Genomic DNA, 11,999 nt, shown 5'->3' with positions numbered 1-11,999 from the left:
ACAGCCTGGGTCAGCTCCCGGCGGCGCGGTCGCGGAGCACGCGGCGCTGCTGCTCCAGGGCCACCAGCTCCCCGAACAGCTTGTTGTACTCCTGCTGCTCCTCCACCGGATTGAGCCGCTGGATCCGCGACTTCACCTGCGCGATCGCCCGGTCCACCGCGATGGCCTCGATCGCCGCCAGCATGGCCCCGGCATAGCGCTCCTCGGCGTGCGCGTCGGCCTGGATCGGCTCCACCGCGAAGCGGGTCACCAGCGCCCGGGCGCCCTCCGCGTGCGCGTGCTCGAGCAGCAGGTCGACCCACTCGCGACCGCCGTAGGCACCCGCGGCCACACCCCCTGCGGCCACGATGACCTTGTGCAGCGTCACATGGTCGGGAGCCGTGAACGCCTGCGGGTCGAGCGCGTCGAAGCGCGGCCCGAGCAGCGCGGGACGCTGCACGGCCAGCTTGAGCAGCTCGCCCTCCACCCGCACGCTCGGATCGACGGGCGCGGCCTTGGGCGCGCGCTGCGGGCGGCCCTGCTGCGCGCCCGCCGCCTCGGCGATGCGCTGCATGACGAACCGCTCGTCCATGAACCCCAGCCACCGGTCGAGGTCGATGGCGTACCGCTTACGCAGCCCCACGTCCTTGATCCCGGCCACGATCGGCGCGGCGGCGTCCAGAGCGGCGATCTTGCCTTCGTTGCTGCGCAGGTCGTAACGCGAGATCGTGCTCCTGATCGCGAACTGGAAGAGCGGCTCCCTGCTCGCGATCAGATCCCGCACGGCCGCGTCGCCCTGCTTGACGCGCAGGTCGCACGGGTCGAGCCCGTCGCCCTGCACCGCGACGTAGGTCTGCGTGACGAACTTCTGCTCGTCGGCGAACGCCCGCAGCGCCGCCTTCTGCCCCGCCGCGTCACCGTCGAAGGTGAAGATCACCTCACCCCGGAACTCGGCCTGGTCGAGCAGGAACCTGCGCAGGATCTTGATGTGCTCCTCGCCGAACGACGTGCCGCACGTGGCCACCGCCGTCGGCACTCCGGCCAGATGGCAGGCCATCACATCGGTATAGCCCTCGACGATCACCGCCTGAGCCCGCTTGGAGATCTCTCGTTTGGCGAGATCAATCCCATAAAGCACCTGGCTCTTCTTGTAAAGCGGCGAGTCAGGCGTATTGAGATATTTCGGACCGTCATCGGAATCGAGCAACTTTCGCGCCCCAAATCCGATCACATCCCCGGTGGCGTCCCTGATCGGCCAGATCAGCCGCCCCCTGAACCGGTCCATGGGCCCCCGCCGCCCCTCCTTGGCCAGCCCGCCCTTGACCAGTTCCTCGGCGGTGAACCCGCGCCCCAGGAGATGCCGCGTGAGCGCCTCCCACTCGGCGGGCGCGTACCCCACCCCGAACAGCTCGGCGTCGGCCCGCTCGAACCCCCGCTCCGACAGGAACCGCCGCCCGGCCGCCGCATCGGGACCGAACAACTTCTCCGCGTAGAACTCGGCCGCCGCCTTGTGCGCCTCGATCAGCCTGGCCCGCTCGCCGTGGTCGCGCCGCGGCACGTAGCCGCCCTGCTCGTACTGCAGCTGGATCCCGGCCCGCTGCGCCAGCCGCTCGACCGCCTCGCCGAACGACAGGTGCTCGATCTTCTCGACGAACGTGATCACGTCGCCGCCCTCGGAGCAGCCGAAACAGAAGAACATCCCGCGCTCGGGGGTGACGTTGAAGGACGGGCTCTTCTCGTCGTGGAAGGGGCACAGGCCCTTGAGATTGCCGCCCCCCGCGTTGCGCAACTGGATGTGCTCGCCGATCACGTCGGCGATGGGTGAACGCTCGCGTACGAGCGCGATGTCGACATCACGGATCCGGCCAGCCACGCCGGTGAGTCTATTCCGCCCCACCGACGCTTCCGGCCACTACGGGTGCGGTACGGGATAGGTGGGCATTACCTGTGGGTCGCGATAGGGGGAAAGCGGCTCTGCGAGGCTCTCTCGTCGGCTACAAAGGTAAAGGTTGTCGGTGGAAACGGTGACACGGGTGGAGATCATGCGATCGGGGCATCTCGGACGATGGGCGGCCGTCACGGGCGCCGTGCTGCTGACGGCTGCCTGCTCCCAGGCCACCGGGCTGGCCGGGGTCAGCGCCCAGTCGCCCGCCACCGCCCCGCCCTCCGCCGCCCCGGCCGCGGCCTCGACGAGCCCGGCGGCCTCCGCGACCCCCAGCCAGACCGCGGAGCACCAGGCGGCCGAGCAGCCGCCCAAGGGTGACGACCCGGTCAGGGTGCCGCCGCCGAAGTTGTCGAAGTACGAGTACACGTTCCCGGTCAAGGGCTGCAAGACGACCTATCAGCGCAAGCTGCTCGTGCTGCCCAAGACGACGATCTGGGCCCAGCAGGGGTGCGCGTTCGTGGCGCCGATCGGCGGCGTCGTGGACGAGGTGAACATCCAGAACAAGTGGCGCCCGACCACGGATGCGGGGGCCGACCGCGAGGGCCGGTTCGTCACGATCATCGGTGACGACGGCGTGCGTTACCTCGGCGGCCACCTCGACTCGGTCGCCGAGGGCATCAAGCCGGGCGTCCGCGTCAAGGCGGGCCAGCTGCTCGGGCGGGTGGGCAAGTCGGGCAACGCCCGCGACACCGGGGCCAATCTCTACTTCGCGATCTCGTGGAAGACGGGCCCGGCCTTCTGGTGGGTGCGCAGGGGCATGGTCAAGCCGTGGGACTACCTCGACGCCTGGCAGTCCGGCAACCGCACGTACTCGCCCAGGGAGGAGACGCTGGCGCTGCGCGGCAAGCTGGGCGAGACGCCGCGCTGCGCCGTGCAGTGCGCGTCGAAGAAGGCCCCGCAGGCCGGGAAGACGCAGGGCCCGAAGCGCGACGACGGCACGGTCACCGTGACCCCGTCGATAGCTCCTTTTGGTCAATGATGACGCCTGACCTGATGAGCTCCTGGATCTCGGCCACGACGTCCCAGGTGTTGACGTTCATGCCGGCGATCACCCGGCCGCCGCGCAGCCAGTACGCGATGAACTCCAGGCTCTCGGGCTCGCCGCGGTAGACGATCTCGTCGTAGCCCTCGATGTCGCCGGAGAACTCCATGCTCAGCTCGTACTGGTCGGTGTAGAAGTACGGGATCCGGTCGTAGACCACGTCCTGGCCGAGCATGGATCTGGCGGCCGCCGGGCCGCCGTGCAGGGCGTTGGCCCAGTGCTCGACGCGCAGGCGGCGCCCGTAGCGGGGGTGGAAGGGCTCGGCCACGTCGCCGGCGGCGAACACGTCGGGGTGCGAGGTGCGCAGGGCCGCGTCGGTGAGTATGCCCTGGCCGACGTCGAGCCCGGCCTCGCGGGCGAGCCCGATCTCGGGCACGGCGCCGATGCCGACCACGACGAAGTCGGCGGCGAGCCGCTCGCCCGAGCTGAGCCGCACGCCGGTGTCGGTGATCTCGGCGGCGGCGGTGCCGAAGCGCAGGTCCACGCCCTTGCCGGCGTGCAGGCGGGCGAACAGGTCGCCGAGCTCGTTACCGAGCGTGCGGTTGAGCGCGGTGGGCTCCGGCTCGACGACGGTGACCTCGCAGCCCGCCGCGCGGGCGGCCGCCGCGGTCTCCAGCCCGATCCAGGACGCGCCGACGATGAGCACGCTGCCGGCGGTGGCGAAGCGCTCCTTCAGCGCCTCGCTGTCCTGGACGGTACGCAGGTAGTGAGCGGGCCCAGGCAGGCGTCTCGGGGTGGCGCCGGTCGCGATGAGCAGTTTGTCGTACGGCTGGCGCACCCCACCGTCGAGCCTGACCAGGTGGTGCTCGGGCTCGATGCGTGTGACGCGGGTGCCGAGCCGCAGATCGACGCCGTTGTCCGCGTACCACTCAGGGGCGTGGACGAAGATCTTCTCTTGTTCACTCTTGCCCTGGAGGTACTCCTTGGACAGGGGCGGTCGCTCGTAGGGCCGTTCGGGCTCGGCGCCGATCAGCACGATCTCGCCGTCGAAGCCTTCCTCGCGCAGTGTCTCCGCGGCCTTGGCTCCCGCGAGTCCGGCGCCGACGATCACAAATGTGGCCATGGGCGCAGTATCCGCCGACTGGGGTCATGGGAAAAGGCTGGTGGCCAGGCTCATGGATAAAGCTTGGTCAGCGGGAGAGCCTACGGTGCCAGGCCACCGCCGAGGTGTCGGTGAGTGAGGCGATCTGGTCGATCACCACGCGGACGCGGGCCGCGTCGTCGGGCGCTTCCAGGTACGCGGGCCGGAAGGCGGGCTCCAGCGTGCCCGGCGCGCCCAGCGTGATCTGGGCGGCCAGTTCGCTGATGAGCTCGCGCTGCCTGGCCTGGTTGACGTTGTGGTCCCTGGTGGTCATGACGTAGTGGGCGGTCACGCCTTTGAGCAGGGCGCACTCCAGCCGGGTGGCATGGGGGACGACGAGGTCGGCGCGGTGGCGGGAGCCGTACACCTCCTTGGTGGCCGTCTGGGCGGAGCGGCAGAAGCGGCCGATGAGCCCGCTCGTGAGGGACTTGAGGCCGGCCAGGTCGGCGAGCGTGGCCTCGAAGCGGCGCGGCCAGAGCGGGTCGGTGATCAGCCTGGCGAAGGTCTCTTCCAGCTCGTTGAGGTCGGCGTACGGGGCGTACCAGGTCCGGGTGGTCTCGCACACCTGCGTGCGCTCGACGGGCGACCGGAGCGCCTCGGGCGTGACGTGGCCGGAGTGGAGGGCGTCCTCGAGGTCGTGCACGGAGTAGGCGACGTCGTCGGCCCAGTCCATGATCTGGGCTTCGAAGCTCACCCGCCCTTCCGGCGCGCCGTCCCTGATCCACCGGAACACGGGCAGATCATCGTCATAGACACCGAATTTTGGGGATTTGACGGATGTCCAGGGATATTTGATGGAAGCGTCGAGGGCTGCCCGCGTCAGGTTGAGCCCGGCGCTGCGGCCGTCCTCGGTGAGCACCTTGGCCTCCAGCCTGGTCAGCAGGCGCAGGCTCTGCGCGTTGCCCTCGAAGCCGCCACACGAGGCCGCCAGCGCGTTGAGCGCCACCTCCCCGTTGTGCCCGAACGGCGGGTGCCCCAGGTCGTGCGCCAGACAGGCGGTCTCCACCAGGTCGGGATCGACGCCGAGCGTGGCGCCCATCTCCCTGCCGACCTGGCCGCATTCGAGGGAGTGCGTGAGCCTGGTGCGCGGGATGTGCTGACCGCCGCCGAGCGTCTCGCCAGGGCCCACGACCTGCGTTTTCGCGGCCAGCCTGCGGAGCGCGGCACTGTGCAGCACCCGTGCCCGATCACGCTCGAACGCGGAGCGCTCAGGATTGCCGGGAGGTTCCGGAATCCAACGCTCTTGGTCGTGCTGGTCGTAGTACGGCATTGCTTCGATGATTTTATCCAGTTTCCGGACTCCGCTAATGTCGAGCCTCGCCAGAACCCATTCCCCGGGAGCCCTCCTCCATGACGACAGCGTTCCGAGCAGTACTGGCCTTCACCCTGCTCGCCGGCTTCTACGTTCTGGTCGGCCTCATCCTGGCGGCGGCCATCTTCTTCGACGTCCTGCTCCTCGTGGACTTCCACGCCAACACCCTCAAGGTCGCGATCGTCCTCACCCTGGCCGCGGGCGCGCTCGTCCGGGCGCTGTTCATGGTGAGCCGCCGCCAGGGGGGCGAGCAGCCAGGGTTGGCGGTCAGCCGCGAGCACGAGCCGATGCTGTGGCAGACGGTCGAGGAGCTCGCGCAGCGCGTGCGCACGGCTCCGCCGGACGAGATCCGGCTGGTGGCGGAGGTGAACGCGGCCGTCTCCGAGGACACGCGCTGGCTGGGCATGAGGGCGACGCGGCGGCGGATGTTCATCGGCCTGCCGCTGCTGCAGACGCTCACGGTGGACGAGATGCGCGCGGTGCTCGGGCACGAGCTGGGCCACTACAGCGGCGCCCACACGCGCCTCGGCGCGCCGGTCTACCGGGGGCGGGTCTCGCTCCTCGCCACCATCCAGGGGCTGGGCAACCACCCGTTCATCCAGCGCCTGTTCACCTGGTACGCCAAGCTCTACTTCCGGGTCTCGCAGGCCGTCTCGCGCAAGCAGGAGCTGGAGGCGGACCAGTTCGCGGTCGCGATCAGCGGCCGGCAGGCCATGGCGGGCGCCCTACGCAAGATCCACGCCACCGCGACGGGCTGGGACCTGTACGTCAACGACTACCTGTCGCTGACCGGCGCGGGCGGCACCAGGCCGGCCTCGGTGTTCGGGGGCTTCCACGCGCTCATGAGCGACCCCGACCGGCAGTCCGAGATCGCCAAGCTGGGCGAGGAGCCGGAGGAGGTCTCGCCGTACGACTCCCATCCCAGCCTGGCCGAGCGCCTGGCCGCCATCGAGCACCTGCCGGAGCCGCCGCACGTGCCGGATCCCCGCTCCGCGCTGACGCTGCTGCGCGACGCGAACGTGGCGGTGCAGGCGGTGGAGCAGTCCATGTGGACGCCGGAGGCGCTGACGGGGCTGCGGCCGGTGCCGTGGGAGGAGCTGGTGTCGCACGGCATGTACGCGGGCCGCAACGCCGAGGCCCTGCGCGACCTGGCGGTGGCCGGGCAGCGGGTGATGGGGGCCGCGCGGCCGTACCTGGACGCCGCCTTCGAGGCGATCGCGCGGGGACGGCAGGCGGAGCTCGAGGCCGCCCTGCGCGAGCTGGGCTGGAGCCCGTCGGACACCCTGCTGGCAGGGGTGCTGGGGCAGGCGCTGGAGGCGGTGCTGATCCAGCTCGGGCAGGCCAAGTGGACCCTGTCGTGGTCGGGGCCGGCGCGGCTGCTGTACGACGACGGCGAGGAGGTGGCGCTGTCGGAGTACGCCGCACAGGTGGCGGCCGACCCGGCAGCCGTGCCCGGCCTCCGGCAGTGGCTGGGCGACCACGGCATGCGCGCCGACTACGTCCCCGTCGAGGACCCCTCCCCCGCCTCGCCCGCCTCCCCCGGGGCTCCGATCTCCACGGGACAGAACACCTAGCGCAGCGCCCGCTCGAACTCGGCGCGGTGCTCGGCGACCCACTCGTGGCAGGCGCGCACCTGCGCCACCACGCCGCCCGCGCGCAGCCTGATCGCGTGCGGCATCCCGGCCGCCGCGTCGGCCTCGATGCCGCGCCGGCACCGGTCCTGCCACCACAGGACCGCCTCGACCACCTCGCCGCGCTCCTGTAGCCCGTAGGCGTCGCAGATCAGCCGCACCCGCCGGGCCGCGCCGGCCGGGTCCTCGACCGCGGGGCCCAGGCCCGCGTACTGCCAGCAGACGTGTGCCACGTCGTGGATGCGCCGGCCCGGCCCGGCGAGGTCCCAGTCGATGAACGCGACCGGCCGCAGCCGCTCGCCCCGGTAGACGGTGTTCTTCGGCGACAGGTCGTTGTGGCAGACGACCTCCTCCTCGCCGGCCAGCGGCGTGCCGGCGGTCAGGTCGTGGCACTCCCGCACCAGCTCGGCGGCGCGGGCCAGGCTCTCGTCCGAGGCGACGCCGTCCGGCTGGGCGTCCGCCCAGGCCACGTGGCCGTCCATGAAGCTCAGGATCTCGCGGCCCTGCTCGTCGAGGCCCAGGAACCGGGGCGCGCCCGCCCACCCGCGCCGCTCGAAGTGGCGCAGCAGCTCGTGCACGTACGCGGCCCGCTGCCCGGGCATGCGCCGGACGGTGTCGCCGACGCGGACGACGGTGTTGACGAAACCCCCGGGAAGGTGTGTCTCGGACATGGCCCCCAGCCTGCCAGACGCATCCGCGCTTTGAAGCTTTCGTGCGGCCTACCGCCCGAACACAACGGAAAGTCTCACAGGGTGGTTCAATGAAACACTCGAAGGTATGACCGAGAACGAGATCATTGCATTCGTGTCCGGCTACCCCGGAGTCGTGGCCATGACCATCACCGAGGACAGCGGAGCGCCGGAGATCGCCTGGGGAGACACGTTCTTCTACTACGACCCGGAGGGCACTCTGGAGGCCCGACCCCGTCAGCCGTTCGCGACCATCGTCACCAAGGACTACGACGGCTACGACACCGCCTCCGACCTGAACAGGCCGGGCGTGTTCCGGCTGAACATCGCCGTCGGGAGCGGCGAGTTCCAGCGGCTCGTCGGCTACCCGCCGAAGGAGCACGCCGAGCACCACGCCGGCACCGACTACACGGTCGAGGACCGCGTCATCCCGCACCCCGTGTACGCGCGTCAGGGCTGGATCGCGATCCTGAACCCGGGCGAGCAGGCCCGCCCCCTCCTGACCGAGGCCCGCGCCCGCGCCGTGGCCCACCACCGCCCCCTCAGGGCCTCATGACGCGACTGCCGTGAGGCGTCAGTCGTCGTGCCAGTCCGGGGGTGTGACCGTGCCGGAGAGCCAGTCGCGGCGGAGGATCGCGTAGCCGACGGCGTCATGGGGCCTGCCGTCCTGGCCTGGCCACGACTCGCGGTAGTGCGCCTCCTTGGCGTACCCGCTCTTGCGGAAGACCGCTCGCATCGCGTGGTTGTCCTGGCGGGTCGTGCCCTCGATCCGGTTGATGTGCGGCAGCTCGGTGAACAGGTGGCCGGTCAGCCAGGTGACCGCCTTCGTGCCGAGGCCCCGGCCCCGGCACTCCTGCCCGATCCGCAGGTCGAACAGGGGTGTGTCGTCGGCGAGGTCCTGCAGCCTGATCAGGCCGGCGCGCTGCCCGTCGGCGAGCACCCAGAACGTCCTGGTCTCCTCGTTGTCGTAAAGGCCGTCGGCGGCGCGGCTCTTGACGGCCTCGGGGTCCTGGGTGCCCGCGTGGAAGGGCCAGTCCTGCCGGGTCAGGAAGTCGACGAGCAGGTCGGTGTCGTCGAGGGAGAATCTCGCGAACTCGATGCGCATCCCCGCATCCTGCTCATCGGCTCCTCCTCCTGGCAAACGAATTACTCCCCGATCACGTGCTCGGGGCTGTCCAGCCAGATCCACTGCCCCTCGGGCGTGACCGTCAAGCCGAACCGCTCCCGCTCCGGCTCGCCCCACTTCGTCCACGTCAGGTGGGCCGCACGCCGCTCTCCGAGGACGTCCACGGCCAGGGCCGCGCCCGGCGGGTCGTCCTGCCGGGTGCACATCGTCGTGAGCCGCGCGAACCGGCCGCTCGCCGTGCCGTCCGGCCCCGCCACCAGCCGCAGGGCGTGATCGTCGCCGAACCCGCAGACGATCACCGCCCCGGGTCGGGCCTGCGCGATCCAGGCGTACGGCACGGTGCGCACGGCGTACGTCACATGCACCCCGTCATACGGAGCCCGCTCGGCGCAGCCCGCCGCGCCGTCCCCCACGACCAGGTGCGGCAGGGCGCCGGCGGCCGCCAGGTTCTTGGCGGCCTGCTCGGCCACGGCGGCGTCCGCCTCGACCGAGGTCACGCTCCCCAGCTGGCCGACCAGGCGGCCGAGCAGCGCGGCGGTCCACCCCGTGCCCGTGCCCACCTCCAGGATCCGCTGCCCGGGCACGGGCCCGAACAGCTCGAGCAGGTCGGCGACCGCGCCGGGCGCGGGGCACGAGCACCCGTTGCCGGCCAGGATCGGCCGGCCCGCGTAGACGGCGTCCCACCAGGCCGGCGGGTCGGTGTCCCGGTCGATCGGCACGCGACGCCCGTCGCGCTCGAGGGACTCGCCCGCGGGTGGCACGAACCAGTGGCGGGGAACCGCCCGCAACGCCTGCTCGATCGGGCGGGTGAGGGGTGGGCGGTGCTCGGTGATGGCCGCGATCATGGCGTCCAGCCGCCATGCGAGGTGCGGCAACATCACGTCTCTCCGTTCCCGAGAGGATGCCCGTAGTCGTGCCAGCCCACAGCTCACCTCCGCACCCGTGAAAACGCTATCCGTGACGGTACGACTACGATCCGGATGCGGCAAGGGTTTCCATGGAACTGAGCGGCGGCTCAGCCGCCGGCTCATACGGCGTCTCCACCCCTGTCTCCACCGTCCAGTGGTCCCGCTCCACCCGGCCCGATCCCTAACGTGCCATGACATGAAGGAAAACGACCTGCTCAAGCTCATGCTCGGCAAGGCCATGGAATCGGTTCAAGGAGGAAAGATGGGCGGCAAGGGTTGGATCGCGGCGGTGGTGCTCGGGGTCATCGTGGTGGCCGGGTTCATCGCGTACCGGCTGATGGTCGTCGAGCTCATCACCCGCATGCGTTGATCTGCTGAAATAAGCACATGTCCGAGACTGGGGGAAGGTGGTCGCTGCCCGACACCATCGCGCCCGGCTGGCTGGTCGTGCAGGTGTTCGGCACGGTCATCGTGGTCGCCACCCTGCTCACCGCGCGGGAGGGGGCGCCGCTGGTCTGGGCCCTGTACGGGGTCGCGACCGCCTGCTGGCTGGCCTTCGTGGCGCTCGACCCGCGGCGCCCGATGCCCGCGGCGGTGTGCCTGGCGGCGGCCGCGCTGGGGTCGGCGGCGGCTCTCGGACCGGCCGCCGACAGCTCCGCGATCATCCTGGCCGCGATCTTCCTCGGCCGGTTCGCCGCGCTGACGGCGCCGTCCGTGACCGCGATCATGGCGACGAGCATGGCCGCCATCGCGCTGGGCTGGCTCTTCGGCCGCGACTCCGCGTCCGACACGTTCGGCCACGCGGCGCTGCTGCTGGCGGTGGCGTTCATCGGGATCAACCATCGCCAGCACGTCGTGCAGGCGCGGCAGGCGGAGCTGCTGCTCGAGCAGACCCGCCGCACGCTGGCCGAGCAGGCGCGCGCGGCGGCGCTGGACGAGCGCACCCGGATCGCCCGCGAGATCCACGACGTGCTCGCCCATTCGCTCGGCGCGCTGGGCGTCCAGCTGGAGCTGGCGCAGGCCGTGCTCGAGGAGCGCCGCGACGTCCCCGACGCGCTGGCCACGATCGCCCGTGCCCGCAGGCTGGCCGGCGACGGGCTGACCGAGGCCCGCAACGCGGTCGCGGCGCTGCGCCAGGACGTCCCCACCCTGACCGACGCCCTCACCGGGCTCGCGGAGGCTCATGTGAGCGACCACCGCTCCCCCGTACGCTTCGAGCGGAGCGGCCCGCCTCGTTCCCTGTCGTCGGCCGCGACCGTCTCGCTGCTGGCGACCGCGAGAGAGGCGCTCACGAACGCGGCCAAACACGCGCCCGGCGCGCCCGTCTCGCTGACGCTGGCTTTCACCGATGACCGGGTACGGCTACGCGTCACCAACCCGCTGGCCGGCGGCCCCGCCGAGAGCCCCGGGTTCGGCCTGACCGGGATGCGCGAGCGCCTGGCGCTGGCGGGCGGCACGCTCACCTGCGGGCCGGACGGGGAGCAGTGGCTGGTGACGGCGGAGGTGCCGGCATGATCGCGGTGGCCGTGGTGGACGACCAGCAGTTGATCCGCGAAGGGCTGGCGGCCCTGCTCGGGTTGCTCGACGACGTGGAGGTGGTGGGCACCGCGGCGGACGGCCGCCAGGCGCTCGACCTGCTCGCCGCCCACCACGCGGACGTCGTCCTGATGGACCTGCGCATGCCCGTGCTGGACGGGGTCGAGGCCACCCGCAGGATCACGCGGGAGCACCCCGGCACGGCGGTCGTCGTCCTGACCACGTACACCGACGACGAGTCCATCGTCCAGGCGCTGAAGGCGGGCGCCCGCGGCTACCTCACCAAGGACGCCGGGCGGGCCGAGATAGCGGCGGCGCTCCGCTCGGCCGCCGCGGGCCAGTCCACCTTCGACGCCAAGGTGTCCGACCGCCTGGTGTCCGCCCTGGACGGGCTGCCCACGCGCCGTCCCGCCGTACTGCCCGACGGGCTGACGGGCCGCGAGGCCGAGGTGCTCGGCCTGATCGCCCACGGCCTGAGCAACCAGGAGATCGCCCGCACCCTGTTCATCGGCGAGGCCACGGTGAAGACGCACATCAACAACGCGTTCGCCAAGATCAACGTCCGCAACCGCGTCGAGGCCGCCCGCTACGCCGGCGAACACGGCCTCTGACCGCCCGGGACCGGTCCAGGCCGTGTTGACTCCCCGGCCGAGCAGGTGTGGAGGAAGGCGTCAAAACTGTAATCAAAACTCTGTGTATTTCCTTCCTCACGCAGTAGATTCGGAGCGCGCGGTGTTCCGTTGACCGGTG

12 protein-coding genes are annotated in these 11,999 nt (G+C 71.2%); 6 read left to right on the top strand and 6 right to left on the bottom strand.

Annotation, left to right across the window (positions count from 1 at the left end):
- Positions 1–10 precede the first annotated feature (10 nt).
- A complete protein-coding gene (gene dnaG / locus ABN273_RS45060; protein WP_349455730.1) occupies positions 11–1,852 on the bottom strand; it encodes a DNA primase in 1,842 nt (613 codons plus the stop codon).
- A 142-nt stretch (positions 1,853–1,994) separates the two neighbouring features.
- Here dnaG and ABN273_RS45055 point away from each other — a divergent pair, with 142 nt between their 5' ends.
- The gene (locus tag ABN273_RS45055; protein WP_349455729.1) at positions 1,995–2,903 is read left to right on the top strand and encodes a M23 family metallopeptidase; all 909 of its coding nucleotides are present in this window, start codon (positions 1,995–1,997) and stop codon (positions 2,901–2,903) included.
- Here ABN273_RS45055 and ABN273_RS45050 read toward each other — a convergent pair.
- Together ABN273_RS45050 and ABN273_RS45045 are read right to left on the bottom strand one after the other, a co-directional pair.
- A complete protein-coding gene (locus tag ABN273_RS45050; RefSeq protein ID WP_349455728.1) occupies positions 2,866–4,029 on the bottom strand; it encodes an NAD(P)/FAD-dependent oxidoreductase in 1,164 nt (387 codons plus the stop codon). The genes ABN273_RS45055 and ABN273_RS45050 overlap by 38 nt on opposite strands.
- 67 nt (positions 4,030–4,096) lie before the next feature.
- Entirely contained in the window at positions 4,097–5,317 is a 1,221-nt protein-coding gene (locus ABN273_RS45045) for a deoxyguanosinetriphosphate triphosphohydrolase (RefSeq protein ID WP_349455727.1), read from the bottom strand.
- Between the two features lie 80 nt (positions 5,318–5,397).
- Between ABN273_RS45045 and ABN273_RS45040 the strand changes: the two genes are divergently transcribed.
- Positions 5,398–6,933 (top strand): M48 family metallopeptidase, encoded by a 1,536-nt coding sequence (locus tag ABN273_RS45040; protein WP_349455726.1) that lies wholly within the window; start codon positions 5,398–5,400, stop codon positions 6,931–6,933.
- On the opposite strand, the gene ABN273_RS45035 is transcribed toward ABN273_RS45040, so the two are convergent.
- Positions 6,930–7,661 (bottom strand): phosphotransferase, encoded by a 732-nt coding sequence (locus tag ABN273_RS45035; protein ID WP_349455725.1) that lies wholly within the window; start codon positions 7,659–7,661, stop codon positions 6,930–6,932. The genes ABN273_RS45040 and ABN273_RS45035 overlap by 4 nt on opposite strands.
- 106 nt (positions 7,662–7,767) lie before the next feature.
- On the opposite strand from ABN273_RS45035, the gene ABN273_RS45030 reads away from it, so the two are divergent.
- Positions 7,768–8,235 (top strand): DUF6194 family protein, encoded by a 468-nt coding sequence (locus ABN273_RS45030; RefSeq protein WP_349455724.1) that lies wholly within the window; start codon positions 7,768–7,770, stop codon positions 8,233–8,235.
- A gap of 18 nt (positions 8,236–8,253) precedes the next feature.
- On the opposite strand, the gene ABN273_RS45025 is transcribed toward ABN273_RS45030, so the two are convergent.
- Positions 8,254–8,784 (bottom strand): GNAT family N-acetyltransferase, encoded by a 531-nt coding sequence (locus tag ABN273_RS45025; RefSeq protein WP_349455723.1) that lies wholly within the window; start codon positions 8,782–8,784, stop codon positions 8,254–8,256.
- 41 nt (positions 8,785–8,825) lie between these two features.
- On the bottom strand, positions 8,826–9,683 hold the full coding sequence (locus tag ABN273_RS45020; RefSeq protein WP_349455722.1) for a protein-L-isoaspartate O-methyltransferase family protein: 858 nt from the start codon (positions 9,681–9,683) through the stop codon (positions 8,826–8,828).
- Positions 9,684–9,909: 226 nt separating this feature from the next.
- On the opposite strand from ABN273_RS45020, the gene ABN273_RS45015 reads away from it, so the two are divergent.
- From ABN273_RS45015 to ABN273_RS45005, 3 genes are read left to right on the top strand one after another with little or no spacing between them, the layout of a single operon-like run.
- Positions 9,910–10,083, top strand: a complete 174-nt coding sequence (locus ABN273_RS45015; RefSeq protein WP_349455721.1) for a hypothetical protein — start codon at positions 9,910–9,912, stop codon at positions 10,081–10,083.
- Between the two features lie 17 nt (positions 10,084–10,100).
- A complete protein-coding gene (locus tag ABN273_RS45010) occupies positions 10,101–11,228 on the top strand; it encodes a sensor histidine kinase (protein ID WP_349455720.1) in 1,128 nt (375 codons plus the stop codon).
- Positions 11,225–11,860 (top strand): response regulator, encoded by a 636-nt coding sequence (locus tag ABN273_RS45005; protein WP_349455719.1) that lies wholly within the window; start codon positions 11,225–11,227, stop codon positions 11,858–11,860. Before ABN273_RS45010 ends, ABN273_RS45005 begins: the two co-directional genes overlap by 4 nt.
- Positions 11,861–11,999: the final 139 nt, after the last annotated feature.

It is taken from the genome of Nonomuraea sp. B19D2, assembly GCF_040137845.1.
Taxonomy (GTDB): domain Bacteria; phylum Actinomycetota; class Actinomycetes; order Streptosporangiales; family Streptosporangiaceae; genus Nonomuraea.
The sequence above is the reverse complement of the archived record's forward strand: the minus strand, read 5'-3'. Positions and strand labels throughout refer to the sequence as shown.

Coding starts and splice junctions, on each gene's coding strand:
- ABN273_RS45025 (WP_349455723.1), bottom strand. CDS start 8,784: ATGCGCATCGAGTTCGCGAGATTCTCCCTCGACGACACCGACCTGCTC.
- ABN273_RS45050 (WP_349455728.1), bottom strand. CDS start 4,029: ATGGCCACATTTGTGATCGTCGGCGCCGGACTCGCGGGAGCCAAGGCC.
- ABN273_RS45005 (WP_349455719.1), top strand. CDS start 11,225: ATGATCGCGGTGGCCGTGGTGGACGACCAGCAGTTGATCCGCGAAGGG.
- ABN273_RS45035 (WP_349455725.1), bottom strand. CDS start 7,661: ATGTCCGAGACACACCTTCCCGGGGGTTTCGTCAACACCGTCGTCCGC.
- ABN273_RS45040 (WP_349455726.1), top strand. CDS start 5,398: ATGACGACAGCGTTCCGAGCAGTACTGGCCTTCACCCTGCTCGCCGGC.
- ABN273_RS45010 (WP_349455720.1), top strand. CDS start 10,101: ATGTCCGAGACTGGGGGAAGGTGGTCGCTGCCCGACACCATCGCGCCC.
- ABN273_RS45030 (WP_349455724.1), top strand. CDS start 7,768: ATGACCGAGAACGAGATCATTGCATTCGTGTCCGGCTACCCCGGAGTC.
- ABN273_RS45045 (WP_349455727.1), bottom strand. CDS start 5,317: ATGCCGTACTACGACCAGCACGACCAAGAGCGTTGGATTCCGGAACCT.
- ABN273_RS45015 (WP_349455721.1), top strand. CDS start 9,910: ATGAAGGAAAACGACCTGCTCAAGCTCATGCTCGGCAAGGCCATGGAA.
- ABN273_RS45020 (WP_349455722.1), bottom strand. CDS start 9,683: ATGTTGCCGCACCTCGCATGGCGGCTGGACGCCATGATCGCGGCCATC.